The sequence below is a fragment of the Corynebacterium sp. SA-MJD20WY100 genome (assembly GCF_039822565.1).
In the GTDB taxonomy this organism is placed as follows: domain Bacteria; phylum Actinomycetota; class Actinomycetes; order Mycobacteriales; family Mycobacteriaceae; genus Corynebacterium; species Corynebacterium phoceense_A.
In genome coordinates, this window is record NZ_JBCJKS010000002.1 from 101,870 (window position 1) to 126,189 (window position 24,320).

The following is a 24,320-nucleotide window of genomic DNA, read 5'->3' on the forward strand; positions in this document are numbered from 1 at the left end:
CCTTTCGAGCAGTGGTCACTTTCACCTTATCAATGAACAATGACCACCGGAACGCCCTCCCAGAATCCGTGGCAACTAGCCCTTAATGAGCTTCTGCAGCGCAGGAATCTGCGAGCCAAACGTGTTATACGCCGCGAGCAGCAGGCTGACGACGGCCAGGATAACGCCGATGATCGGCGCGGCCTTCGACTTCGAGGACGCGTCGAGGATACGCAACCACGGCGTCGTATTTCCATCATCCGTGGCATCCGAGGAGCCGCCGTCCCCTTTCGCACCGCCAGAGCCGTCCTTACCCTCGTCATCTTTGCCCGCGTCATCCTTGCCGGTGCCGTCGGAGTCGTCCTTGCTCTCGTCTTCGTTGTCCGAGTCCTCGGTACCAACGGCGTTGTTCTCGTCCTTGTTCACAGCGGTGCTGGTCGACTCCACCGTAGTTGCATCAGTATCGGTGTCTTCTGCCAGTGCAGGGGCAGCGGCCAACAAGGTGCAGCTTGCCGCGGCAACGAGAGCAGTGGACAAACGCAAGGAGGAACGCATGGTGTCTAAACCTTTCGAAGATGAGGATGGTCCAAGGAGGATCACAATGTGGAGCCAGACTATCCCCCGCATCACACCAGATCAAGAACGCGGACCTGCAGGTGCAGGTCCGCGCGGTGAATAAACCTTCGCGTCAGCGCGACTCGATTAGAGCAGCTCCACGAGGAAAGGCAGCTCCGACGGGTCGTAGAACGCCATGAAGTTGTCCAGGGCGTCGCCTACGGCGAGCTCGGCATCCTCGTCGCCGAGATCGGCGGCATCGATAAGCTCCACGGCTTTCTTCGTTGCTTCCTCGGACTCCTCGATATCCACATGGATAGCGGCGAGCTGCTCCGGGGTAAAGATGGCGGGCTCGAGCTTGACCACGGCCTCGCCCATATCGGGCTGCGGGTGCACGCACTCGATGGGAACGTCGAGGGAGATGACTACGCGGCGGTGCGGGAATTCTGTCTCATCACCGATGGCGAGCAGGCGCAGCGAGCTCATCGCCGCCTCCTGGTACGCGGAGTAGGCGATCTCTTCCTCGTCTCCCTCCGTGTAGAACTCCTGGAGCGCCGGCGTCACGGCAAAGCCCCAACCGCTGCGCGCGGCGAGCTTCCCGTTCTCCTTAAGCTCCGTGAGCATTCCAAACGTCGCAGGAACGTAGACGCGCTCGGTCTTCGCTGCCACTAGAATTCGCCCTCAATGTCGAAGACGGCCTGGATTTCCACCGAGGTGCGGTCAAAGACCGTGTAGAGCATGCCCACCATGCCAAAGTCCACGGCGGCACGGACGTTGAGGATGGAGTCATCCACCATGACGCAGTCGTTGAGCGGAAGAGCGATGGCGTCTGCCGCAGCCTGAAACGCGCCGCGCTCCGGCTTATCTGCGCCGACCTCACCAGAGAGAACAACGGCATCCACGAAGCCGCGGTATTCCCACTCGCGGATGTGCTCGGCACCGGCTCCACCCGGGTCGTTGGACAAGATGGCGGTGGCAACACCGTTCGACTTAGCAGCGGCGAGCAGGGTGCGCCAGCGCTTTACTTCTTCTTCAGCGCCGTCCAGGACGCCCACGAAATCAACGATGAGTCCGCGCATAGTTGTGAGTATTCCTCCCAAGAGATGTAAACGGTGCTACACGCCGCCGCGACCAGCCCATACCGTGGTACGGACCTAGCTCGCCGCATTCGGAGCACTTGACTACACGCAGTATAACGGACGGATCCCCTGCGCGCCGCCACCCCTTTCAGGAAACAACCAGCAAATATACAGCTACTGCGCGGACGGCAATTCCATGGCATGATGTCGGTTAACCATCACGCATGTACTCGTCTCCGCTTTTCCCACCGCTTCCTCCCCGGAAATCCCTGGAGAAAGACATGTACGCCCCTATCCCCGGGTTCACACACCTGCGCGTCTACGTGCCGCCCGACCCCGTGCGCTATAACCGCGCGGCTCCTCCCGACGAGGACCGGACGCGTCGGCGCACCCTCGAGTTGGTCCACATAGTCCTCGAGGCTGCCGCTGGCCTTCGCCCGCTCACGCATCTCAACAATGACCGCTTCAGCGCCGCCGTGATGCTCCACATCCGCGCCTGGTCCCGCGGGCGCTCGCAGCGAGCCATCGGCTGCCAGCTACTTTCGCTCCACTGCCAGCCCAGCGGCGAGTACTTCGGCTCGGCCTCGATGGGTGGCAATCGGCATGCGTTTACGGGTCGCTACGACGGTGAGGCCCTCACATCGTTCCGGCTCATTTAGGCTGCCGATGCCCCCCGTGCGTGCCCGCAGTCTGCCCCAGCGACGGACCAGACCAGAGGAAGCCCGCCAACAGCTGCACGAAGATGCACCGGATGCTGTCTCTCGTGCGCTGGCTGACACAATGTTCGAGGAACATATCACCTCGAAGCGAGAAAAGGCCTCAGCAACGGTCCTCTCGGACTGGTGTGGGAGCATGCGGAACTCCAGCAGCTCAAGAACTGCGCCGCAGGCAAGACCGGCGAGTTTGATTTCTTCCCTGAACGCCTCCCCTGGCTTGTCTGTGCAGAAGAAGTTCTCAACGGCGAGAGCGCGCAGAACGAAGCCGAACAACAGGATACCGGCAGGCCTCAGACTGACGATCCCAAGACCGAGTCTCCGGAAGGCAAGGATGACGCCCCGAAGCAGGACACTCCGGACGCAGGTGACAAGGGTGACCAGGCCCTGGACGCGGGCGCCATCGCCGTCGCAGTGCCGGGTCTCATCCCGGGCCTGCCGACCCTGCAGTCGCTGCTCAAGTTCTAGGGCCTCCGCCCCCTTTTGTTATTAAGACTCGCACCAAACCCAGGCCACACGGCCTGGGTTTGTGCGTTGGATCGGCGTGCGTGCTGCGCGTCAAGAAGCACCCCGCACGGATGCTCCTGGAACTCCGTGCGAGGTGTTGTGGGTGACTGGCGGCACCCGCCAGCTATGTGTCTTAGGCCTGAACGGTACCGTCGCCCTCAGCGGCGGCCTGGGCCTGCTGCTGTGCGAACTGCTTGCGCAGCATAAACAGCTGGCGGACGGTCTCTTCCTTGACGGCGTCGTTCATGGCATTGAACATGTCGCCCCCTTCCTTCTGGTACTCAACGAGCGGATCGCGCTGGGCCATGGCACGCAGTCCGATGCCCTCCTTGAGGTAATCCATCTCGTAGAGGTGCTCGCGCCACTTCTGGTCGATGATCGGCAGGATGATCATGCGCTCGGTGTTGCGCATCTGCGACTCGCCGCCGATGGCGGTGATAGCCTCTTCGAGCTGGTCATACTGGGCGTTCGCGTCGTCCACGAGAGCCTGACGCAGCTGCTCAGCAGTGAGCTCGCCGGCAGAGCCGTATTCGGTGTCATCGATGAGCGACTGGTAATCCATAGAGGGGCCGTAGAGGGACTCAAGGGCGTTCCACAGCTCTTCGAGGTTCCAGTCCTCGACGTAGCCGGTGGCGGTGGCGCCAGCAACGTACGCGGAGATGGTCTCGTCGATCATCTTGCGGATATTGTCCTTGATGTCGCCCGCGTCGAGAATGCGGTAACGCTCACCGTAGACAACCTTGCGCTGCTCGTTGAGCACCTCGTCGTACTTGAGGACGTTCTTACGCATTTCGAAGTTCTGGTTCTCCACCTGTGCCTGTGCGCCCTTGATGGAGTTGGAGACCATCTTTGCCTCAATCGGAACGTCGTCCGGGACGTTGAGACGGTTCATCATGTTCTCCATGGACTGACCCACGAAGCGGACCATGAGCTCGTCGCGCATGGACAGGTAGAAACGGGTCTCGCCCGGGTCGCCCTGGCGGCCACAACGACCACGCAGCTGGTTGTCGATACGGCGGGACTCGTGACGCTCCGTGCCCAGGACGTAGAGACCGCCGGCCTCACGCACTTCGTCGCCGAGGCGCTTGGAACGAGCCTTCTCTTCCTCGATCTCGGCGTCCCACGCTTCCTGGTAGCGCTCTTCGTCCTCGAACGGGTCAAGGCCACGCTCGCGCAGCTTGTCGTCGAGGATAACTTCCGGGTTACCACCCAGCACGATATCGGTACCACGGCCGGCCATGTTGGTCGCGACAGTAACGGTGCCCGGGCGGCCAGCGCGGGCAACGATCTTGCCTTCTTCTTCGTGGTGCTTGGCGTTAAGGACGGAGTGCTCGATGCCGCGGCGCTTGAGCAACTGCGACAGGTACTCGGAACGCTCGACGGAGGTAGTACCGACGAGGACCGGCTGGCCGGCCTCGACGTGCTCGACGATGTCGTCGACGACGGCTGCGAACTTCGCTTCCTGCGTCTTGTAGATGCGGTCCGAGTGGTCAATACGCTGGTTCGGACGGTTGGTCGGCACCGGCACAACGTCGAGACCATAGGTAGAGTGCAGCTCGGCGGCCTCGGTCTCAGCGGTACCAGTCATGCCAGAGATCTTGTCGTAAAGACGGAAGTAGTTCTGCAGCGTGACGGTTGCGAGAGTCTGGTTCTCGTTCTTAATCTCGACGCCTTCCTTGGCCTCGATTGCCTGGTGCATGCCCTCGTTATAGCGACGGCCAGCCAGGACACGGCCGGTGAAGGAGTCAACAATGAGGACCTCGCCGTTGCGGACGATGTAGTCCTTGTCGCGCTCGAAGAGCTCCTTGGCTTTGAGCGCGTTGTTGAGGTAGGACACGAGCTGCGAGTGCTCCGGAGCATAGAGGTTGTCGATACCGAGCTGATCCTCGACGAACTCGACGCCTTCCTCGAGCACACCCACGGTGCGCTTCTTATGGTCGACCTCGTAGTGAATGCCTTCACGCATACGCGGAGTGAGCTGTGCGAAGACGTTGAAGAACTGGGAGTTCGTATCCGTCGGGCCAGAAATAATGAGCGGGGTACGCGCCTCATCGATCAGGATAGAGTCCACCTCATCGACGATGCAGTAGTTGTGGCCGCGCTGAACGATGTCGTTCTTCGTGCGGACCATGTTGTCGCGCAAATAGTCGAAGCCCAGCTCGTTGTTCGTACCGTACGTGATGTCGCAGGCGTAGGCTTCCTTGCGCTCATTCGGGCGCATCTCAGAGAGGATGACGCCCACGGACAGGCCGAGCCAGCGGTGGACACGACCCATCATTTCCGCGTCACGCTTAGCCAGGTAGTCGTTGACCGTGACGATGTGAACACCCTTGCCCTCAAGTGCATTGAGGTAGGCCGGCAGCAGCGAGGTCAGGGTCTTACCCTCACCGGTGCGCATCTCGGCGACGTTGCCGAAGTGCAGGGCGGCACCGCCCATGATCTGCACCTTGTAATGCTTCTGGTCGAGCACGCGCCAGGCGGCCTCACGCACGGTGGCGAAGGCGTCGAGGAGGATATCGTTGAGCTCCGCGCCGTCCGCCAGCTTCTGCTTGAACTCATCGGTCTTTGCCTTGAGCTCTTCATCGGTCAGTGCGGAGTACTGCTCGTCAAGGTCCATGACCTGCTGGGCCATCTTGTCGAGACGCTTGACGGTGCGTCCTTCACCGGCGCGCAGCAGCTTGGAGAGTCCAAACACGTAAAAAGTCCTTCTTGTCGCGGCAAAAAATTAGTTAACTTCCATGCGATTATACGCGCATGGAGTGCCGGCCCTGCGCGAACGGTACGGTACGCCGCGGGGCCGTGGATCGCAGCGACCGGAGCGGGCCGCAGCAAACAATGAAAACCACACTACCGCCCGCCCCGGCGTGGTGCCGGAAACGGGCGGTAGGAATTGAAGGGTGACTTACTTGTCAGCCTCAACCTCGTCGCTCAGCGAGATGATGCCGTAGTCGTACGCGTGGCGGCGGTAGACGACGGACGGACGCTGGCTCTCTTCGTCGATGAAGAGGTAGAAGTCGTGGCCAACCAGCTCCATCTCGGACAGGGCATCGTCGACGCTCATCGGAACAGCGGCGTGCACCTTGGTACGAACGATCTGGCCCGGACGCTGCTCCTCAATGGTCTCAGCGTACGGATCGACGTAGCGATCCTGCTGCGCAGCCTTAGCGGCAGCTTCCTGCTCGGCAACGATCTCAGCTGCGAGCTCGCCGGTGCCCTTCTGAGCGCGGTGGCCGGACTTGACCTTCTCGCGGCGGACCTTGACCTTACGCAGGGAGCGCTCCATCTTTGCCAGAGCGGTCTCCAGCGCAGCGTAGAACGAGTCCTCCTTAGCCTCGGCGCGAGCCAGGTGGCCCTTGCCAGTCGCGGTGATCTGCAGGCGCTCTGCCTCAGCGTCGCGGCGCGGGTTCGGCTCGTGCTGAAGCTCCACATGGAAGAAGGTCAGCGTGGGATCGAGGCGCTCAATCTTGGCCAGCTTGCTCTTCACGCGTTCTGCGAAGTGCTCAGGAACCTCGACGTTACGACCAGTGATGGTGACCTGTGCATTGGACTCGACCTGTGGGTTGGTCATTGACTTCCTCCCTAGTAGATGGGGACAAACGATGGACCACGAGACCTCCACCTGCGGCAAACGTCCCGGATGAGTACCCGGAATTCCTGCGCCAAGTTCTGTGACTCGACCATTGAGGTGGAACTCTTTGTGACACCCCTCATTGTAGCAGTGGTCATAACATGGCTTTCACGGATACCCCTATTGGGTGCCGCCATTCGGAGTTTTCAGGCGTCTGCCAGCGTCAGCCCTGCCCGAACGAGGGCCCCCGCGCCGCGCACAGCGGTTGCCGATGCCGCCAACGTTGCACCCGTTGTCACGACATCGTCGACCAGCACGACGTGCGCCCCGCGCAGCTGCGCGCGGCTACCCGGACGCAGCTCGATGGCATGGGCCATATTCTCCCAGCGCGCATCCGCGTCCAGACGGGACTGATCCGCGGCCGAGGAGCGAATGCGCAGGCATGCCAGCACCTGCACGCGTAGCCCGGCACCCGGCGTCTCGGCGAGCGTACGCGCGGCATGCTCGCACATATGGAGCACCGGGTCGCCGCCGCGCTGGCGTGCAGAGCGCACGCGTGTGGGCGCGGGAACGAGCACGAGATCGTGGGGAATCTCACCTCGTGCGTGAAGGTACCGAAGAGCGGCCGCCAGCACGGCACCCACGTAGGCGCGCACCGTCTGATTGTTGTATTCCTTCATCGCCACGATGAGTGACCGGCGCATGCGGTCGTACGGCCCCAGCGCGAAGACCGGCATGCCGAGGGGACGAGGACGGTGACTGATAAGCCGCGGAGTGGCGCGCAGCTTCTCCCGACACGGTCCGCACAACACATCGCCCGCCGCACCGCAGCCCGCGCACGAGCGCGGGATGACCAACTCCCCCAGCCCCGAAAGAAAGTTCCCCAGCAACAATCATCACCCCATGATTCTTCACCCCATGAATTCTTCTGCTACCCGCAAGACTAGGCCAGAAGCCCGCCATGCGCGCGCTGAACGCAGGGCAGCCACAGCCAGGGTTTCGGGGTGCCCGAGCGCAACGAAGCGCTACTTCGCGACAATGGGCGCTGAGCGCATGCCTTGCAGGCCGGGGACCTCGCGCCAGAAGGCAGAGGTGGAATCTTCCGCCGAGACCTGCAGCGTGGCGTGTGCATCCGTGGCGAAGATGGTCGTCTGCGTCGCGGCGACGGAGACGACCGGCGCCGTGATGTTGCCGCTGGGCAGCGTGGACACAGCGGAGCCGTCCTGCTCGACGCGCCACACCGGAGTGTCGGGGCTCGAGGTGCCGACGACGAGGGAGCCATCCGGCTGCCAGTCGAGGGACAGGGCCATGCCGCCCAACTCGCTGGCGATTTCCGTGATGTTCGCAATGCGGTAGGCGCCGCCGTCCTCGCGCACGGTCACGCCGGTGTAGATCTTGCCGCCGACGATAAGCGCGACGCGCGCACCTGAGGTAGACAGACGCAACACGGAGATCTCGCCGTCGATATCGTCGAGCGCCGAGGTATCGACTTCGGTTTCGACGATGCGGCCCGTAGCAGACGACTGCACGAAGCGCGAGACACGCTTGCCGTCGACGACGGCCCAGGCGGCCTCGCCGCTGTTTTCGAAGGACGGCCGCGAGATGGTGTCCGCTTCCACGGAACGCTGCGGCGTGCCATCGAGATCACCCATCAGCAACTGCGACTTGCCGTCGTCGAGCTGCGTGACGGCCGCGACGGTACCCTCCGTCGAGATTTCCGCAGATTCGAGTCGGCCGCTGCGGCCCATTAAGCCGCCCACCGGAGTGGCGATGGTGCCTGTAACGCTCAAAATATTGCCGCCGTTGAGGGCGTAGAGGTTGCTAGCCTGGGTCGCCGCTGCGCGCGGGTTGTACTCGGCAAAGTCATCCGTGGTCATCTCGTCCATACCCGGGACGAGGGCGGCGCCATCGGCGATGACCTTGTACGGGCCCGCGACGCCCGCGTTAGACAGCGTCCACACGAGCTCCGCGGCAAAGTGCATGCGGTCTTCTTCATCGAGCCCGCTCAGGCCGGTAAAGCGGTAAGCACCGTCCTCGATGCCGGCGAAGGCCGCGTCGTTGCCCGTGAGCATGGTCACGGCAGGCGCGAGCGTAGCGGACGGGCCTTGCATCAGCAGCGTGATGAGCTGCGAGTCCAAGGTGTCGCTGCCGGAGAATACCCAACGGCGGTCCGAGATGAGCGAGCGCTGGTCGCGGTCGAAGAAGTAAAGGCTTTCGGGCTGGTACTGATTGCGCAGCTCATTGCGTTCGATGACGACGCCGGCTGGGAGATCGGAGATGCGCCATTGCCCATCCACCATCTTCATCTTCACCGTCGCCTCATAGGCGCCATTTTCGGCGCGGTAGGCGCCGCCGTCCTCAAGCGACCCGATGACGTTGCCACGCACGGAGAAGGCGCGCTCCTCGGTGTCGGCTTCGGCTGCCGCAGACGCGGAGTTCAAGTCGATGGCGTCAACGAGAAGCACTGACCCCTGGGGCTCCCAGGACTGCGTGGCATCGTCCGTGAGGAAGGCGCGTGCCGCGGCATAGTCGCCGCTGGGGATGGCCGAGGCACGATAGAAGTCACGCAGCAGCAGGTCCGGCTCCTGGCCCGGCTGCGGACCAACCACGGGCACGGCTTCTTGCTGCGGCGCAAAAGAACGCAGCACTTGCGGCGCGGTATTCGACGGCAGCGTCGAGCAGCCGGCAAGGGCTACGACGCTAGCCACTGCCAACACGGTGCGTGCCGGACGGTGAAGCGACGCGCGGTGGCGCGGGTTGGGGAACACCATCATTCGCTCTCCTCCTCGGATCGGGTCGCCTTCTCCTCCAACGATTCCGGCTTACGCATCTGGCCGGGAGCCTCGGGCTCCTCGTCGTCGAGGTCGGCACTGGCCGGGGAGGCCGGCGCCGTAGCCTGCAGTGTGGAGCCCTCGGCCGAGCCATCGGAGGGGGCATCGGCAAGCTCGGCCTGCGCATGCGGCAGCTCGAGGGCGATGGGATCATGGTCAATCTCGGCGCCTGGGGTGCGCGGCAGGATGAGGCGGAAGCGAGAACCGACGCCGAAGACACCCGTGGCATCGAGCGAGCCACCATGGAGGACGGCGTCCTCGTGCGCGATGGCCAGGCCCAAGCCCGTGCCACCGGAGTGGCGCACGCGCGAGGCATCGGCACGCCAGAAACGGTTGAAGACGAGCTCTTCTTGGCCTTCCTTGAGACCCACGCCGTGGTCCGTGACGGCGATGCCCACGGCGTCCTCGGTCTCCGCGATATCGACGTCGACGGGGTTGCCCTCCGAGTGGTCGATGGCGTTGGCGAGCAGATTGCGCAGGATGCGCTCGATGCGGCGCGAGTCGCCCTCGACCGTGACCGGGTCGTCTGGGACGTGGAAGCGCACCTCGACGCCGAGTTCCTCGGCCAGATGCGAGGTCTGCTGCCAGGCGGAGTCGACGCAACTGCGGGCGTCGAGCTGGGCCTTGGACAGATCTGCGACGCCAGCGTCGTGGCGGGAAATTTCCAGGAGGTCCGCGAGCAGCGCCTCAAAGCGGTCAAGCTCGCGGGTCATAAGCTCCGTCGCGCGGCGCGTGTGCGGCTCGAGCGAGTCAGCGTCCGCCGCGATGAGGTCCGCGGCCATGCGCACCGTGGTGAGCGGCGTACGCAGCTCGTGCGAGACGTCCGAGGTGAACTGGCGTTGCAGGTTGCCGTACTCCTCGAGCTGCGTAATCTGTTTGGACAGCTTCTCGGCCATGTCGTTGAAGGACGACGCAAGGCGGCCCATCTCGTCCTCGCCCTCAACGACCATGCGCTCGCGCAGATGGCCGGCGGCAAGGCGCTGGGCAATGCGCGAGGCCGAACGCACCGGCGCGATGACTTGCTGGGTGGCCAGCCAGGCAATGCCGACGAGGAGGACGACGACCACGACGGCGGCGGCAGACAAGAGACCGCGCATGAGCGCCATCGTGGATTCCTCGGACTCCATGGACAGCACGATGTAGACCTGCGTGTCTGGGATATCCGCGTTTGCCGGGGTGCCCATGACGAGCGCGTTGTAGTTGCCACCGTTGGTCTGATCGATATTCGTGAATTGATACGCGATCTGGTCCTGGGCGACGAGGCTACGCAAGTTATCTGGAATGCGGTACCCCTCGGGCGAGGTGGTCTGCGTGCCGTCCGAGTTCTGGACGACGATGACGGGCTCGAAGGCCGCGTGGGACTCGCCGTCCGAGCGGAGCTGGGTGAGCGACGCGCGCGCCGAATTGATGCGCACCTGCACGGAATTGCCGGTGCCGGTGGCGCTGATCTGCTGCTCGACCGTGATGCGGGCGCGATCGATTTCCTGCTCTGCCGCGGACAGCTTCTGGTCGATGAGCCGCTGTGTGAGGACAGAAATGAGCGCGTAGGCAAGAATGAGCATGACCACCGAGGCGGCGGCCACAATCATGCCAATGAAGCGCACCTGCAGGGAGGAGCGCCACGAGTCGAGGAACCGGTCCTTGAGCCGGCTTAAGCGAGTGAGAATGATTTACTCCCCGGCTGCACCGGCACCGACCTTGCCGGTCTTATAGCCCACGCCGCGCACGGTGAGGACGATCTGCGGGTCTTCCGGATCGTGCTCGATCTTGGCGCGCAGGCGCTGGACGTGGACGTTGACAAGGCGTGTGTCCGAAGCGTGGCGGTAGCCCCACACGGACTCGAGCAGTTCCTCACGGGTGTGAACCTGGCCGGGCTTGCGGGCCATCTCAAGGAGCAGATCGAACTCAAGCGGCGTGAGCGAGATTTCCTCGCCATCGACGCGGCGGACGGTGTGCTCCGGGACGTCGATGATGAGGTCGCCGACCTCGATGAGCTCCTGGGAGGTCGACTCCGTGCGGCGCAGGCGGGCGCGGATACGGGCAACGAGCTCCTTCGGCTTGAAGGGCTTGGTGATGTAGTCATCCGCGCCGGACTCAAGGCCCAGCACGACGTCGACAGTGTCCGTCTTCGCGGTAAGCATGACGATCGGCACCGAGGAGGTGCGGCGGATGGCGCGGCAGATATCCACGCCGTTCATGCCGGGGAGCATCAGGTCGAGCAGAATGAGGTCCGGCTGGTGCTCCTCAAAGGCCGGTACGGCCTGCGCGCCGTCGGTCACGGCAATGGGCTCAAGCCCCTCCGCTTCCAGGACGATAGTGAGCATCTCCGAGATTGCTGGATCATCGTCAACGACCAAAATCTTAGGGGCCACAGTAAACCTCGTCTCCTTCTCAAATGTGGCGCTGCCTGCACAGCGCCTCTATCCCGCACTGCCCACCCACTGTGGCACGCGAACTCCCGCCAACCGGCGTGGTCGCACACTGAGGGCATGCAGCGTTTCCTACCCAGTATGTCGGATCGGAGCGCCCCGCGCGATGAGCGGCGCGCGTGCCTTCCCCATGCTGGGACTTTCAGGGCCGCCTAGTTCGTGTCTTCACTGCCGGCGCCGAGAAGCGCCCGCACGGCCTCGATGACGCGGTCAGCATCGCTGGTCACAAGCCACGGCCCGCCCCACTCTGCGGCGGCCAGGCGCCGGTAGGCTGCGGCCGTATGCGCCTGCAGCGCGTCGTCTTTTTCGTATTCGTCCTTAGCGCGCGTCGCGTCCTGTGCGGCGCGGCCCGCGGCGCGCTGGGCCGCGAGCGCCGCGTCCGTGTCCAAGAAAATCTGCAGGTCCGGGTGCGGAAGCTCCAAACGGCCGAACTCCAGATCGTAGACCCACTGCACGATCTCAGGGTTGCCCTCGGCGCCGCCCAGGCGCGCGGAGGAGTACGCGGCATTCGACGCGACGTAGCGGTCAAGTATGACCAGCTCCCCGTCGCGCGGCGCGATGTCTTCGCGCGCGCCACAGCGGTCGAGCGCAAAGAGCGTCGCCATGGCGTACGGCGACTGTGTCATATCCCCCATGCGCCCATAGAGCGCCTCACGGGCGAGCTGCGCATGAATGGATACCTCGTAGCGTGGAAAGGCGATGACACGCGCCGGCACATCGAGTACCTCACACAGGCGACCGACGAGCGTGTTCTTGCCCGCTCCGTCGATGCCCTCGATGGCGACGATCATGGCGTTCCTTTCCCTGTTGTCCTGCACAGCTTTCCTGCACAGCTTTCGTGCGGATTCGTGCGCGCGGCATTTTCAGCGTGCGCGCGATATCCTCCCCGCACTATACGGCTCAACGACACCGCGTACAGCGATAGCCTCGAGCCACAGAGGGGTAGTTCACGAGAGACGTTGACACCCCCATGCGTTCAGCCTTCTGCCCTGCATACAGCGGTGTAATCCCCACTCCGGCGCACTCCGAGCGACTATTCGCCCTCGCGCGCCGTGTCACGGCGGCCCCTAGGACAAAGCCTCGGTGAAGGGCTCGAGATCCACCTCATCCTCAACAGATTCCAGCAGCTCCGCAGCCTTTTCATGTAGTTCCTCGTCGCCAGAACCGGCGAGCGAACGAATGAACGGGTATTCGATAATGATCTCCCCCGCCGTAAAAGGCGCGCCGGCCCAAATGGCGGCGATCGTCGCCGCAGCAAGGCCGTTGCTTTCCTCGTCACCAGAGGCATCGCCGCTGGCAGCAAGCATAACGGCGTCACGCACGGCCTCCACAATATCCTCATCTTCGAGGTCGGCCAGCTCATCGAGGAAGTCTGTATTCACGTCAGAGCTGAGGATGTGCTCATCCCAGGTACTCATATTCTCTCCTTTATCAAAGGTCTAGGCCAGACGGCGACCATGGTATTGTCGTTACCAACTTGTTACCACAGTCATGTCACGAGAGGAATACCGCAGGTGAAAGCCGATACGCGCCGCGCGCTCATCTTCATCATTGTCGGTGTGCTTCTTGCCGCCGGCATCGGTGCAGTTGTGTGGCGCCTCGGGGCCCCAGGGTCCTCTTCCTCTGATCCTGCCATGAATGAGGCCGTCGGCGCCGGTGACATAGACCTACGCAGCACCCAAGCTGCGGGTGACGATGTGCACGACCACGTCTACGCCACGGAAACCGGTGATAGCAGCAAGTCTGGCCGCAACGTGGCACCGCTGGCGGATGACCCTTTCTTGGCACCAAACGCCGTGTTCAACACGAAGAAGCTGGATGCCAACCCCACCACGTATTACCGCCCGGGCAATATCAGCGACGGCACCGTCCTGCCCACGTCAACCCGCGGCCCCTCGGCACGGACGCAGATTCCCGCCACCATGGCGCCTGGTGCGACTGCGGCCCCCACGACTGTCATCACCGCGGTGACGGGCGACCTGCACCCGGGCGCGCCGACTTCCATTGGTACCTTGCCCACCAATGCGCCGGCCCCCGCGCCTAGCCCACGCGACTCCACGTCCAGGTCTGATGACCCGGCTCCGGCACCCACCCATGCGCCCACGTCACAGCAGCCGACGCCGCGGCCCACCACTGTGCTCCCCACGGATAAGCCGACAGAAGGCCCCACGCGTGACGAGGACACGCCTGCTACCTCGACGGACGAGACCACTCCGGTCGAGCCCACGGAGACCACAAGCACGCAAGACACGCCGACGACCGCCACGAACGGCCACGACTCGTCGGCGACCGCCACGAACGGCCACACCTCGCCGGCGAACGAACCCACGAGCGCCGACTCGCCACAGCCCACGGCTGACTCCCCCACCGCTGAGACCACCGGCGTGCACACGACCACGCAGGCGGATCCGCAAGAGCCCACGGAGCTGGCCAACTAGCGCGCACCAAGAACGCATTCGGCCCCGCTGTCTCCCTCGTTGTCAACGAAGGAAAGGCAGCGGGGCCATGGGCGTGTGCGGCGCCGTACGCGACCGGAACGAGGCGCGAACTAGGCGCGCGCGACGAAGAGCTGTGCCGGGGCGGCGGCAGCGGAGTCAACGGTGACCGTGACGGGACCGTCCGTGGCGGGCAGCCACGCGGCCTCGCCCGGAGCCAGAGTGGTCTCACCCAGCGTCACGGTGCCGTGCGTGCACAGCGCGATGGCCGGGCCGGTGGGGTTGAGCGTGCCCGTGGCACCAGCCGGCAGCTCGTAGCGGTCGACGGTGAACTCGTCGGCCGGGGTGATGTATTCCTCGGCCACCGTGGCGGCCGCAGAAAGGCCATCGCCCAGCTGTTGCGGGTGCACGCGCGGCTCCTCGAGCGCGGCGAATTTGAGGACCTTGACGAGCTCGGGCACATCGACGTACTTGGGCGTCAAACCGCCACGCAGCACGTTATCCGAGTTCGCCATGACCTCCACGCCGAGGCCGTGGACGTAGGCGTGGAGCTGGCCTGCGTCGAGATAGACAGCCTCGCCCGGCGCGAGCTCGATGTGGTTGAGCAACAGCGCGCCCAGCACGCCGATATCGCCCGGGTACTGCTCGTTGATGTGGAGGACCGTATCCATGACGCGCGACATCCAGCCTTCCGGCACGCGCGGGGCCGCAGCGACGATGGCGTCGATGAGCTCGCGGCGTGCGGCAGAGGGAATGGTAATCCACGTCGTAAACAGCGCACGCAGGTTATCTTCCTCCGCGTCCGGGGTCTCCTCTGGCGAGAGCATGGACAGGTAGCGGTCGAGCTCCGGGCACTCGAGAGCGGCGAAGAGCTCGCGCGTGCGCGCCAGCGGGCGGAAGCCCGCCATGGCGTAGAAGGGGCTGAGCGCAATGATGATCTCCGGCTTGTGGGAGCCATCCTTGTAGTTACGCTTCGCGTCATCGAGCGCGATGCCCAACGCATTCTCACGGGCAAAGCCTTCCGTGGCCTGCTCCGGTGAGGGGTGCGCCTGCAAGGATAAAACGTCGTCGGCCGCCAAAATCTTCATGAGGAACGGCAGGCCGCCGGCCCACGGTGCGACGCTGCGCGGGTCCGCGCCGATGACCTCGTCAAGGCGCGCGCCGGTCTCCGCAATCGTCGAGGGATCCCCCGGGTGGGCGCCGTACCACAGCTCGGCGAGGGGCTGGCCCGAAGGCTCAGAGCCCACGAGCTCGGGGATGAGCGTCCGCGAACCCCAGGAATAGCGGCGTGCGGCAGGGACAATCTTGTCCATGAAGTCTCCTCTCAATCCGAGCTAGTGCTCGGAGGCATAAAAAGCTGTCGCGGCCAGGGCGCGCACAAGCAACTGCAAGGGATGTGCTGCGGCCGTAGAAGCCGTGACTGCGATATACGTGGGCGGCGTCGTTGACGCGCCAGAACCGGAATATTCAGCGGAATCCGGTTCTTCAACCGACGCCATAGGATAATCCTGACTCGGGGCACCCGCCAAGCCCTGCGGGCTCTCGGGTGCGCCATCCCAGATAAGCACCTTTGACAGTACCATTGGCGGACCGTCAAGGAAGGGATCGTAGAACGGGTCGGCGCGATCCGCGCCCTGTCCCGTGCTCTCCGCGGCGCGGCGCTCGAGCACCTCCGGGACCAGCTCCGGCTCGACGTAGGTGCCGCCCAATCCGCCTGCCGCCCACAGCGCCGCGGCGACCTGCGCCACGGCACCGCCAGTGTGGATAACGTGCGTTCCTTCCACGGCGTTGCGCAGCGCACGCGCAGGGTTGACCGCCGCGTCACGCTCCGGGGAGAGCGTCTCCAGTTCCTGGTCGAGCTCGTCCGCCAGCCCCACGAGGTACTCCGTGGTCACCGTCGCCGGCTGATGGAAGGCATGGAAGATAGCCTCCAGTCCCGCGATATAGCGCGCGGGCGAGGTTCCTTCGACCGTGGGCAGGGCCTCGATGATAAGCGTGCCCTCTGCGTCTCGAGCGTCCTCGGCCAGCGGGCCGCGCGCAGGGCCCAAGTACACGGTCTGCGCACCGCGCCGCGCGGCGGTGAGCAGCGCCTGCGAGGCCCAGTCACAGGAGCCTCGCTCGCCCAGCACGACCACTGTGTCGAGTGCGCCCACGAAGGCGGGCAGCTGTTGCGTCACCACAACGGGAACGCCGGTCTGCTGGTCCGCCACACACTGCGCGCACGCGCGCGCCACAGCGTCCGTGGGCAGCAGAACGACGGCGCGCGGTGTCGTACCAAAGAGCAAGGATTCCAGGGCAGGCGTCGCCCCCGCCAAGACGCGTACCTGGGCGCCTTCGTGCGCGACGTCGAAGAAGCGGACGGTTTCCGGGTCATAGTCGCTGGAACCGGACCAGTATCCCGGCTCCGCAGCCTCGTGAGAACCGTCTCCGCCCAGCTCGGGGCGGTCCTCCCAGTTCGAAGTATTCATGGTCCCCCACCCTATACTGATCTCCTATGACACATCCTGTGATTTTGGTAGGCGGCGGCCCTGGCGCGTGGGACCTCATCACCGTCCGTGGCCTGCGCGCGCTCGAGCAAGCAGAGGTCATCCTCGCCGATCACCTCGGGCCTGCCGCACAGCTCGAGGATTTCCTCGATACCTCCGATAAAGAGATCATCGATGTTTCCAAGCTCCCCTATAGGAAATCCATCTCGCAGGAGAAGATCAACGAGCTGCTCATCGAGCACGCTCGCGCCGGCAAGCGCGTCGTGCGTCTCAAGGGCGGCGATCCTTATGTCTTCGGCCGCGGCTTCGAGGAGTTGCAGGCGCTCACGAACGCGGGCCTTGCCTGCGAGGTCGTCCCCGGCGTCACCTCCGCGATTTCCGTCCCGGCGCTCGCCGGTGTTCCCGTCACCCAGCGCGGCGTCGTCCACGCCTTCACGGTTGTCTCCGGGCACCTCGCCCCCGGCCACCCCACGTCCCTCGTGGACTGGGAGGCGCTCGCCCGCTCCGGCGCCACGCTCAGCGTCATCATGGGCGTGAAGAACGCCAGGAAAATCGCCGAGGCCCTCCTGGCTGGCGGTCGTCCCGGGTCTACCCCGGTCGCCGTCATTCAGGAGGGCACGATGTCGGGTGAGCGCACCTTCCGCACCACGCTCGAGGGCCTGGGCGCGCTCATGGAGGGCGAGGCCATCGCCCCGCCCGCTGTTTACGTCATCGGCGAGGTCGCCGGGCTGTAGGCATACTCCCGCGCGCTTGCCGATGCCCCCTCGCGCGCAGCGTCGTCTTCTCCCTCGTCCGCTGCAGGCTCCACGGTCGCACCGTGGAGATCCGCGGTATCCGCTTCCTTGCGCGCCGCCCGGGAGGCCAGCGTGCCGCGGACGGTGAGCGTCACCCCCACCACGCCGAGGGCCACGAGGACCCACGCCGGCACATCGACGACCTTGGGCAGGTTGAGCACGACAATGGCCGTGCCCACCAAGCCGCCCAGCGCAACCGGGTTGATACGCGAGATAAGCCATGCTGCGATAGGCGCCGCAATAACACCACCCACGAGCAAAGCCGCGACGGCCGCAGCGTGCGCGACGAGCTCGTCCCACAGTCCCAGCACGAAGCCGAGCGTCGCACCCAAGGTCACGAGGAACTCCGAGGCGCTCACCGTGCCCACAATGCGACGAGGCTGCTCGCGACCGATGGCCATGAGCGTCGACGTGGACACCGGGCCCCAGCCACCGCCACCAGTGGCGTCGACGAAGCCACCCACGCTGCCCAGCCCAATGAGGAAGGGCGTCGAATGCATGCGTCCTGCCTGAGGGTCGCGGCGCACGCGGCCGCGCGAGAAGCGCCAGATAAGGTTGCAGCCAATCGCAGTGAGGATGGCCCCGGTCACCGGCGCCGCCGCGTCTGTGGAGATCCGCGACAGGACCGTCGCTCCGAGGAATGCGGCAATGCCGCCGGGCACGCCAAGGCGCACCACCGTGGGCCAGTGCACGTTGCCAAAGCGCCAATGGGAGGCACCAGAGACCAACGTGGTGCCCAACTCTGACGCATGCACGATGGCGGACGCCTGTGCTGGGCCAAGGCCCGCGAGCAACAGCACCGTCGTGGACGTGACGCCAAAGCCCATGCCAATGCCACCGTCGACCAGTTGCGCGGCGAAGCCCGCTAGTGCAATAAGAATAAGCGTGCGCATATTAATTCCTTACTGTGACAGAGGTGGCGTGTCCCCGCAACGGGAAGCGCACGGGTGCGCCTTGTCCGCTGTGGCGCGCATGAACGACACCGGGGGCGCCGCCGCGCGCACGGGCCGCGACAATGGGCGCAAGTGCCGCGCCGAGGGGCTCAGGAACGCCGCCGTCGTAGGTCTTTCCCATGCGATGCACGCCGCGCGGTTCGAGTAGGTCAAGCAACAGCCCCGGCGCGACGAAGAGCGGTAGCACCTCGGCGCTGCCGTGCGTCGTGCACTGGGCATCGACGCCGGCTAGGCCATACGGGGTGCCTGCGGCCTTCGTGGCGAAGATGCACGAGGTCGACTGCCCCGTGAGATCCCCCACGCGCACGGCCAGCCGCTCGACAGCGGCGTTGGCCTGCGCATTCGAGGAACCCACGGAATAGATCACGAGGTGCGCGCTCGGATCGTGCACGCGAGCTGCAAGCAGCGCCGCGATATCGGAACCCGTGCCCAGCACGGGCGCGACGCGCAGGTCCACGCCGGTGAGCTCAGAGGCCTCCGCCGCAACCGTGGGCACGTCCACGCGGGCGTGGTAGCCCTCGGTAAAGAGCAAGGGAACGACCGTTGCCTGCGTCTCGCCGGCCAAGGCGAGCGTGAGGGCGGCATCGGCAAGCGTGGGCGCGGTGAAGTCCAAGTACGCGGCGCGGGTAACCTCGCCGGTGAGCTCTTCGGTAGCCCGGGCGAGCTCCTCTACTGCACCGGCCGCGGCAGGGTGCCGCGAACCGTGGGACAAGACGATGATCGCCATGACGGGGAATCCTTTATGACTGGGGACGGGTGGAATGTCCGTGCCGGCGCAGGGAGTCCTGCAGGGCTTGGGCAGCGGACGGAGCGGCGGACGCCACCACGGGGGCGTCGTCTTGGCCGTGGAACATGACGGAGAAGACGCGCAGGCACGCGCTGCAGCGCCACGCGAAATCGCCTTCCTCATCCGGGAAGAGCGACTCGGACGCGCAGTACGGGCAGTACGCCGGGTGGTTGCGGTTCGGGTTGGGCTCGCGGCGGAAACGCATTACTTCAGCAGCTCCTCGTCGGCGCGCACGACCCAGTCACGGAACTGCTCGCCAGGCTTGCTGTTCTCCTTGAAGTTCGTGACGACGCGGGTGACGTACTCGCCCACCTCATCCGCGATGACCTTGTGGCCGCGCAGCTTGCGACCCCAGGCCTCCTCCCCCAGGCCGAGCGCGCCGCCCAAGTGCACCTGGAAGCCCTCGACGCGGTTACCCTCGTCGTCCGTGACGGTCTGACCCTTAAATCCGATATCGGAGACCTGCGAGCGAGCGCACGCGTTGGGGCAGCCGTTGAGCGAGATGGAAATCGGCACGTCGAGGTCGCCCACGCGCTCCTCGAGCTCATCGACGAGCTGGATGGCGCGCGCCTTCGTCGTCGTGTGCGCGAGCTTGCAGAACTCCAGGCCGGTGCAGGAGATGATGCCGCGGCGGAACTCGGAGGGTTCCGGGTACAGGCCGGTCTCATTCAGCGCGGCCTTGAGCGGCTCGATTACTTCTTCCTTGATATCGAGGAAGAGCAGTTCCTTCATGGGCGTGGTGCGGATGCGCTCGACGCCGAAGCGCTCCGCGACCTCCGCAATCGCGATGAGCTGCTCACCCGTCGCGTGACCCACGGTGGGTTTCACACCCACGTAGTAGTTGCCGTCCTGCTGCTTGTGCACGCCGAGGTGGTCGCGGTTGCCCAGGTGCGGGGCGACCGGCTCCGCGCGATCGAGCGGCGCGTCAAGGTACTCGGTTTCGAGCACCTCGCGGAACTTGTCGATGCCCCACTCTGCGACGAGGAACTTAAGGCGCGCGCGGTTGCGCAGGCGGCGGAAGCCATAGTCACGGAAGATGCTCACCACGCCGTGCCAGACCTCCGGCACGCGCTCGAGCGGGACGAAGACGCCGAGCGACTGCGCGAGCATGGGGTTGGTGGACAAGCCGCCGCCCACGAAGCAGTCGAAGCCCTTGCCGAACTCGGGGTGCTCGCGACCGACGAAGGCGATGTCCTGGATTTCGTGCGTCACGTCCTGACGGGCGTTGCCGGAAATCGCGGTCTTGAACTTGCGGGGCAGGTTCTGCACATCGTCGGAGAGCAGGTACTTCTCCGTAATCTGGTCGATAGCCCAGGTGCCGTCGATAATCTCGTCCTCCGCGACGCCAGCGACGGGCGACCCGAGGATGACGCGCGGGACGTCACCGCAGCCCATGAGCGTAGACAGACCCACCTTCTCCAGCTTCTCCCAGATAGTGGGAACGTCCTCGATCTGGATCCAGTGCAGCTGAATATTCTGGCGGTCCGTAAAGTCCGCGGTCGAGCGGGCGTAGTCGCGCGAAATCTCTCCCACGGTGCGCAGCTGCTCCGGGGTGACGCGGCCACCGTCGAAGCGCACGCGCATCATGAAGTACTCATCCTGCAGCTCGGTATTGCTCAGCGTGGAAGTGAGCTCGCCGCCCAGGTTCTGCTTGCGCTGGGTGTAAAGGCCTAGCCACTTAAAGCGCGGCGATAGGTCTTCGGCCGGGATGGAGCTAAAGCCCTGCTTGGAGTAAATGTCGATGACACGCTGGCGCGCGGACAGCCCCGGGTCCTGCTGCTTAATGACCTCGTCCTGGTTCAGCGGCTCGGTGCCGTCAATCTTCCACTGGCCTTCCGGCTTCTTTTTCTTTGCGCGGGGCGTGCGCTCGCGGGTCGCAGTCGTCATGGGGTGCTGTCTCCTGAATGCTCATCGATGCCGCCGTGTGCGGGTGGCGGTCAATTGCGCTGTGCTGTGTTTTTGTCGTTCCGGCGGCGTGGGATATATGGCCCACACCACAACTGGATTGGCAACCACGCTAGTGAAACAACATGGTTCAAACAATATAGACAGCTTGGTCTTTAAAATTCATACAGTACTACCTGCCACTTTGAGAAGAATGAAATTGCGGGACTTGCCCACCCACGCAAAGATGAGTTCAATAGGACGCGCATACCGTATGCGCCTAGCCTGGGCATTCGGCACTATGATGGATATATTTATGAACAGATACGTCTAGTTGCGCACCAAAGCACTAGACACGAGACCACTGTGGAAAGGGATCTTTCATGACTTCACCCCTGCGCGTCGCCGTCATTGGCGCTGGCCCTGCCGGAATTTACGCCTCCGACATCCTCGTCAAGAAACTCTCCGGCAACGTCCAGATTGACCTCATCGAGCAGATGCCGGCCCCCTTCGGCCTCATCCGTTACGGCGTGGCTCCGGACCACCCGCGCATCAAGGGCATTATCAAGTCCCTCCACCGCGTCATGGAAACCGAGCAGATCCGTCTGCTCACCAATATCCATGTCGGCCGCGACGTCACCGTCGAGGAACTCCAGGACTACTACGACGCTGTCGTCTTCGCGACGGGCGCCGTGGGCGACCGCCATCTCAACATCCCAGGCGTCGACCTCGAAGGCGTCCACGGCGCCGGCGAGTTCGTGGGCTTCTACGACGGCAACCCGCGTTTCAAGCGTGACTGGGACCTCTCCGCTACCGAGGTCGCCGTCGTCGGCGTGGGCAACGTTGGCCTCGACGTCGCCCGCATCCTCGCGAAGACGGGCGACGAGCTCCACGTCACCGAGATCGCGGACAACGTCTACCAGTCCCTGAAGAAGAACCAGGCAGAGACCGTCCGCGTCTTTGGCCGCCGCGGCCCAGCCCAGGCAAAGTTCACCCCGCAGGAGCTGAAAGAGCTCGACCACTCCCCGACTATCAACGTCGTTGTCGACCCGGAAGACATCGACTACGACGAAGCCTCGCTGGAGGCTCGCGCTAATTCCAAGTCCCAGGACCTCGTGTGCCAGGTGCTCGAGCAGTACGCCATCCGCGAGCCTAAGGAGGCTCCGCACACGCTACAGATTCACCTCTTCGAGCAGCCCGTGGAAATCCTCGGCGAGAACGGCAAGGTGACCGGCATCAAGACCGAGCGCACCGCCCTCAACGGCGACGGTTCTGTCTCCGGCACCGGAAAGTTCACCGAGTGGCCGGTCCAGGCCGTCTACCTCGCCGTTGGCTACCGTTCGGACCCGATCGAGTCCGTCCCGTTCAACGATGACCGCCACGTCATCAACAACGACGGCGGCCACGTCACCTCCCTCGACGGCGAGGTCGTCCCTGGCCTCTACGCCACCGGCTGGGTCAAGCGCGGCCCCGTGGGCCTTATCGGCAACACGAAGTCTGACGCCACCGAGACCATCGGCATGCTCGTCGCCGACTATGAGGCAGGCAAGCTCTCCCACTCCCACGGCGAGGACTTCACCGAGCTGCTCAAGGATAAGAGCGTGGACTACCTCACCTGGGACGGCTGGAAGAACCTCGATGCCGCCGAGCGCGCCGCAGGCGAGGCCGAAGGCCGCGAGCGCAAGAAGTTCGTCGAGTGGGAAGACATGGTCTCCCAGTCGCACAACTACCAGATCTAAGCTTCCCAGCCCTACACCACCGCCGCCCCGCGGTCCGCTTCGTGCGGACGGCGAGGCGGCGCTGAATTTTCTGCGGCCCGGTCGAGGGCACGGGGGTCGTCTTTGGGTTGTATGACTTCGGGCTGGCAGCGAGGGCCTAAGACGAAATACTCAAAGCACACACAAGCCGCCGGCCTGGAAACCAGGACGGCGGCGAGCGGCGCGATGCGAGCTACGCGCGAATGATGGCGAGGACCTCGTCAACGATTGCTTGGACTTCCGCGGCGGTCTTGGCCTCGACGTTGAGGCGCAGGAGCGGCTCGGTGTTGGAGGCGCGCACGTTGAACCAGGCCTCGGTATCCTTGAGCTGCACGGTCACGCCATCGAGCTCGTCGACCGACTCGATCTTGTCAGCCAGCGCGTCGAGCACGGCCTGCGTCGCTGCCTTCTGGTCGGCGACGGTGGAGTTGATCTCGCCGGAGGCCTCGTAGCGAGAGTAGTCCGCCATGAGCTCGGAGAGCGGCTTGTCGGACTCGCCCAGGGCCGCCAGGACGTGCATCGCGGCGAGCATGCCGGAGTCCGCGTTCCAGAACTCCTGGAAGTAGTAGTGCGCGGAGTGCTCACCACCGAAGACGGCCTTCTCCTTGGCCATCTGAGCCTTGATGAAGGAGTGGCCCACACGCGTGCGCACGGCCTTGCCGCCGTTTTCCGCGATGAGCTCCGGCACCGTCTTCGAGGTGATGAGGTTGTGGATGATCGTCGCACCCGGGAATTTCTTGAGGTAGCGCTCCGCGACGAGCGCGCAGATCGCCGAGGGGCTCACCGGGTGGCCCTTCTCGTCCACGACGAAGCAGCGGTCCGCGTCACCGTCGAAGGCCAGTCCGATATCGGCGCCTTGCTCGACGACGAACTTCTGCAGGTCGACGAGATTCTTCGGATCCAGTGGGTTGGCCTCGTGATTGGGGAACGTGCCGTCGAGCTCGAAGTAGAGCGGGCGTAGGTCGAAGGGTAGGCCCTTGAAGACCTCGGGGACGGTGTGGCCACCCATGCCGTTGGCGGCATCGGCAGCAATGACGAGCGGACGGGACTCCTCGAGCGGCACCAGGCCACGCAGGAACGCCGCGTAGTCCGGCAGCACCTCACGCTCGGTAATCGTGCCCAGCGTACCGTCGAAAGCGGGCACGCCCTCGATGAGCATGTCCTTGATGGTCTCCAGACCGGTCTCCTGGCCTACCGGCACGGCGCCAGCGCGGCAGAGCTTAATGCCGTTGTACTTGGCCGGATTGTGGGAGGCGGTGAACATCGCGCCCGCGTGGTTCAGGGAACCTGCCGCGAAGTACAGCTCGTCGGTGGACGTAAGATTCAGCTTGATGACGTCGAGGCCTTGGGAGACGACGCCCTCAGCAAAAGCCTGGGACAGCGCCGGCGAGGAAGGGCGCATGTCGTGACCGATGGCGACGGTGGTCTCACCCTCGCCGCGCAGGATGGACGCGTACGCCGCACCCGCGTCCCGAACGAGGTCTTCGTCGATATCCTCGCCCACGACGCCACGCACGTCATAAGCCTTAATCACTGCATTGAGCTGTTCACGAGTTCGCATAA

The 24,320-nt window shown here is 64.5% G+C and carries 23 protein-coding genes; 5 read left to right on the forward strand and 18 right to left on the reverse strand.

Annotated features, from left to right (window positions below):
* Positions 1-75 precede the first annotated feature (75 nt).
* The 3 genes from ABJ196_RS01730 to ABJ196_RS01740 form a co-directional block, all read right to left on the reverse strand.
* Positions 76-534, reverse strand: a complete 459-nt coding sequence (locus ABJ196_RS01730; protein WP_347304947.1) for a hypothetical protein — start codon at positions 532-534, stop codon at positions 76-78.
* Positions 535-681: 147 nt separating this feature from the next.
* Positions 682-1,158, reverse strand: a complete 477-nt coding sequence (locus tag ABJ196_RS01735; RefSeq protein WP_347305021.1) for a hypothetical protein — start codon at positions 1,156-1,158, stop codon at positions 682-684.
* Between the two features lie 44 nt (positions 1,159-1,202).
* Positions 1,203-1,613, reverse strand: coding sequence for an HAD-IA family hydrolase (locus ABJ196_RS01740; protein ID WP_066485435.1), 411 nt, complete (start codon positions 1,611-1,613; stop codon positions 1,203-1,205).
* Positions 1,614-1,894: 281 nt separating this feature from the next.
* Here ABJ196_RS01740 and ABJ196_RS01745 point away from each other — a divergent pair, with 281 nt between their 5' ends.
* Together ABJ196_RS01745 and ABJ196_RS01750 are read left to right on the forward strand one after the other, a co-directional pair.
* A complete protein-coding gene (locus ABJ196_RS01745) occupies positions 1,895-2,272 on the forward strand; it encodes a hypothetical protein (protein ID WP_347304948.1) in 378 nt (125 codons plus the stop codon).
* 183 nt (positions 2,273-2,455) lie between these two features.
* The gene (locus ABJ196_RS01750; RefSeq protein ID WP_347304949.1) at positions 2,456-2,794 is read left to right on the forward strand and encodes a hypothetical protein; all 339 of its coding nucleotides are present in this window, start codon (positions 2,456-2,458) and stop codon (positions 2,792-2,794) included.
* Between the two features lie 172 nt (positions 2,795-2,966).
* Here the strand turns inward: ABJ196_RS01750 and secA are convergent, their stop codons facing one another.
* From secA to ABJ196_RS01790, 8 genes are all read right to left on the reverse strand, one after another.
* Positions 2,967-5,528, reverse strand: coding sequence for a preprotein translocase subunit SecA (secA, locus tag ABJ196_RS01755; RefSeq protein WP_347304950.1), 2,562 nt, complete (start codon positions 5,526-5,528; stop codon positions 2,967-2,969).
* A gap of 207 nt (positions 5,529-5,735) precedes the next feature.
* A complete protein-coding gene (gene raiA / locus ABJ196_RS01760) occupies positions 5,736-6,401 on the reverse strand; it encodes a ribosome-associated translation inhibitor RaiA (RefSeq protein WP_347304951.1) in 666 nt (221 codons plus the stop codon).
* 206 nt (positions 6,402-6,607) lie between these two features.
* Complete coding sequence (locus ABJ196_RS01765) at positions 6,608-7,138, reverse strand: ComF family protein (RefSeq protein WP_347304952.1); 531 nt, start codon at positions 7,136-7,138, stop codon at positions 6,608-6,610.
* A gap of 288 nt (positions 7,139-7,426) precedes the next feature.
* The gene (lpqB, locus tag ABJ196_RS01770) at positions 7,427-9,175 is read right to left on the reverse strand and encodes an MtrAB system accessory lipoprotein LpqB (RefSeq protein ID WP_347304953.1); all 1,749 of its coding nucleotides are present in this window, start codon (positions 9,173-9,175) and stop codon (positions 7,427-7,429) included.
* Positions 9,172-10,842: an MtrAB system histidine kinase MtrB gene (mtrB, locus tag ABJ196_RS01775; RefSeq protein WP_347305022.1), complete on the reverse strand. Its 1,671-nt coding sequence runs from the start codon at positions 10,840-10,842 to the stop codon at positions 9,172-9,174. Before mtrB ends, lpqB begins: the two co-directional genes overlap by 4 nt.
* Before the next feature lie 60 nt (positions 10,843-10,902).
* On the reverse strand, positions 10,903-11,604 hold the full coding sequence (mtrA, locus tag ABJ196_RS01780; protein ID WP_347304954.1) for an MtrAB system response regulator MtrA: 702 nt from the start codon (positions 11,602-11,604) through the stop codon (positions 10,903-10,905).
* Between the two features lie 209 nt (positions 11,605-11,813).
* Complete coding sequence (locus ABJ196_RS01785) at positions 11,814-12,452, reverse strand: dTMP kinase (RefSeq protein WP_347304955.1); 639 nt, start codon at positions 12,450-12,452, stop codon at positions 11,814-11,816.
* A gap of 276 nt (positions 12,453-12,728) precedes the next feature.
* Positions 12,729-13,079: a DUF4259 domain-containing protein gene (locus ABJ196_RS01790; protein WP_347304956.1), complete on the reverse strand. Its 351-nt coding sequence runs from the start codon at positions 13,077-13,079 to the stop codon at positions 12,729-12,731.
* A gap of 96 nt (positions 13,080-13,175) precedes the next feature.
* Here ABJ196_RS01790 and ABJ196_RS01795 point away from each other — a divergent pair, with 96 nt between their 5' ends.
* The gene (locus tag ABJ196_RS01795) at positions 13,176-14,099 is read left to right on the forward strand and encodes a hypothetical protein (protein WP_347304957.1); all 924 of its coding nucleotides are present in this window, start codon (positions 13,176-13,178) and stop codon (positions 14,097-14,099) included.
* A gap of 110 nt (positions 14,100-14,209) precedes the next feature.
* On the opposite strand, the gene manA is transcribed toward ABJ196_RS01795, so the two are convergent.
* Positions 14,210-15,409 carry a mannose-6-phosphate isomerase, class I gene (manA, locus tag ABJ196_RS01800; protein ID WP_347304958.1) on the reverse strand — a complete coding sequence of 400 codons (1,200 nt, stop codon included), beginning with the start codon at positions 15,407-15,409 and terminating at the stop codon, positions 14,210-14,212.
* Positions 15,410-15,430: 21 nt separating this feature from the next.
* Positions 15,431-16,564 (reverse strand): exopolyphosphatase, encoded by a 1,134-nt coding sequence (locus tag ABJ196_RS01805; protein WP_347304959.1) that lies wholly within the window; start codon positions 16,562-16,564, stop codon positions 15,431-15,433.
* A gap of 26 nt (positions 16,565-16,590) precedes the next feature.
* On the opposite strand from ABJ196_RS01805, the gene cobA reads away from it, so the two are divergent.
* A complete protein-coding gene (gene cobA, locus ABJ196_RS01810; RefSeq protein ID WP_347304960.1) occupies positions 16,591-17,316 on the forward strand; it encodes a uroporphyrinogen-III C-methyltransferase in 726 nt (241 codons plus the stop codon).
* Here the strand turns inward: cobA and ABJ196_RS01815 are convergent.
* Genes ABJ196_RS01815 through ABJ196_RS01830 form a run of 4 tightly spaced genes read right to left on the reverse strand, consistent with a single transcriptional unit; the run spans position 17,286 to position 21,003 of the window.
* Positions 17,286-18,269, reverse strand: coding sequence for a sulfite exporter TauE/SafE family protein (locus tag ABJ196_RS01815; RefSeq protein ID WP_347304961.1), 984 nt, complete (start codon positions 18,267-18,269; stop codon positions 17,286-17,288). The two genes, cobA and ABJ196_RS01815, sit on opposite strands and share 31 nt — an antisense overlap.
* A 1-nt stretch (position 18,270) precedes the next feature.
* Positions 18,271-19,056 (reverse strand): CbiX/SirB N-terminal domain-containing protein, encoded by a 786-nt coding sequence (locus tag ABJ196_RS01820; protein ID WP_257072036.1) that lies wholly within the window; start codon positions 19,054-19,056, stop codon positions 18,271-18,273.
* Between the two features lie 13 nt (positions 19,057-19,069).
* A complete protein-coding gene (locus tag ABJ196_RS01825) occupies positions 19,070-19,321 on the reverse strand; it encodes a hypothetical protein (RefSeq protein ID WP_257036612.1) in 252 nt (83 codons plus the stop codon).
* Positions 19,321-21,003, reverse strand: a complete 1,683-nt coding sequence (locus ABJ196_RS01830; protein WP_347304962.1) for a nitrite/sulfite reductase — start codon at positions 21,001-21,003, stop codon at positions 19,321-19,323. The genes ABJ196_RS01825 and ABJ196_RS01830 overlap by 1 nt, the downstream gene beginning before the upstream one ends.
* A gap of 380 nt (positions 21,004-21,383) precedes the next feature.
* Here ABJ196_RS01830 and ABJ196_RS01835 point away from each other — a divergent pair, with 380 nt between their 5' ends.
* A complete protein-coding gene (locus ABJ196_RS01835) occupies positions 21,384-22,739 on the forward strand; it encodes an FAD-dependent oxidoreductase (RefSeq protein WP_347304963.1) in 1,356 nt (451 codons plus the stop codon).
* 211 nt (positions 22,740-22,950) lie between these two features.
* Here ABJ196_RS01835 and ABJ196_RS01840 read toward each other — a convergent pair whose 3' ends face one another.
* Positions 22,951-24,318, reverse strand: coding sequence for a phosphomannomutase/phosphoglucomutase (locus ABJ196_RS01840; protein ID WP_347304964.1), 1,368 nt, complete (start codon positions 24,316-24,318; stop codon positions 22,951-22,953).
* Between the last annotated feature and the right edge of the window lie 2 nt (positions 24,319-24,320).

What these genes read in the sequence shown, in the direction of transcription:
- ABJ196_RS01815 (WP_347304961.1), bottom strand. Translation starts at nt 18,269, where the DNA reads ATGCGCACGCTTATTCTTATTGCACTAGCGGGCTTCGCCGCGCAACTG.
- lpqB (WP_347304953.1), bottom strand. Translation starts at nt 9,175, where the DNA reads ATGATGGTGTTCCCCAACCCGCGCCACCGCGCGTCGCTTCACCGTCCG.
- ABJ196_RS01820 (WP_257072036.1), bottom strand. Translation starts at nt 19,056, where the DNA reads ATGGCGATCATCGTCTTGTCCCACGGTTCGCGGCACCCTGCCGCGGCC.
- ABJ196_RS01765 (WP_347304952.1), bottom strand. Translation starts at nt 7,138, where the DNA reads ATGCCGGTCTTCGCGCTGGGGCCGTACGACCGCATGCGCCGGTCACTC.
- ABJ196_RS01825 (WP_257036612.1), bottom strand. Translation starts at nt 19,321, where the DNA reads ATGCGTTTCCGCCGCGAGCCCAACCCGAACCGCAACCACCCGGCGTAC.
- ABJ196_RS01785 (WP_347304955.1), bottom strand. Translation starts at nt 12,452, where the DNA reads ATGATCGTCGCCATCGAGGGCATCGACGGAGCGGGCAAGAACACGCTC.
- ABJ196_RS01790 (WP_347304956.1), bottom strand. Translation starts at nt 13,079, where the DNA reads ATGAGTACCTGGGATGAGCACATCCTCAGCTCTGACGTGAATACAGAC.
- ABJ196_RS01730 (WP_347304947.1), bottom strand. Translation starts at nt 534, where the DNA reads ATGCGTTCCTCCTTGCGTTTGTCCACTGCTCTCGTTGCCGCGGCAAGC.
- cobA (WP_347304960.1), top strand. Translation starts at nt 16,591, where the DNA reads ATGACACATCCTGTGATTTTGGTAGGCGGCGGCCCTGGCGCGTGGGAC.
- ABJ196_RS01740 (WP_066485435.1), bottom strand. Translation starts at nt 1,613, where the DNA reads ATGCGCGGACTCATCGTTGATTTCGTGGGCGTCCTGGACGGCGCTGAA.
- raiA (WP_347304951.1), bottom strand. Translation starts at nt 6,401, where the DNA reads ATGACCAACCCACAGGTCGAGTCCAATGCACAGGTCACCATCACTGGT.
- ABJ196_RS01745 (WP_347304948.1), top strand. Translation starts at nt 1,895, where the DNA reads ATGTACGCCCCTATCCCCGGGTTCACACACCTGCGCGTCTACGTGCCG.
- ABJ196_RS01735 (WP_347305021.1), bottom strand. Translation starts at nt 1,158, where the DNA reads ATGCTCACGGAGCTTAAGGAGAACGGGAAGCTCGCCGCGCGCAGCGGT.
- ABJ196_RS01835 (WP_347304963.1), top strand. Translation starts at nt 21,384, where the DNA reads ATGACTTCACCCCTGCGCGTCGCCGTCATTGGCGCTGGCCCTGCCGGA.
- manA (WP_347304958.1), bottom strand. Translation starts at nt 15,409, where the DNA reads ATGGACAAGATTGTCCCTGCCGCACGCCGCTATTCCTGGGGTTCGCGG.
- ABJ196_RS01840 (WP_347304964.1), bottom strand. Translation starts at nt 24,318, where the DNA reads ATGCGAACTCGTGAACAGCTCAATGCAGTGATTAAGGCTTATGACGTG.
- ABJ196_RS01805 (WP_347304959.1), bottom strand. Translation starts at nt 16,564, where the DNA reads ATGAATACTTCGAACTGGGAGGACCGCCCCGAGCTGGGCGGAGACGGT.
- ABJ196_RS01830 (WP_347304962.1), bottom strand. Translation starts at nt 21,003, where the DNA reads ATGACGACTGCGACCCGCGAGCGCACGCCCCGCGCAAAGAAAAAGAAG.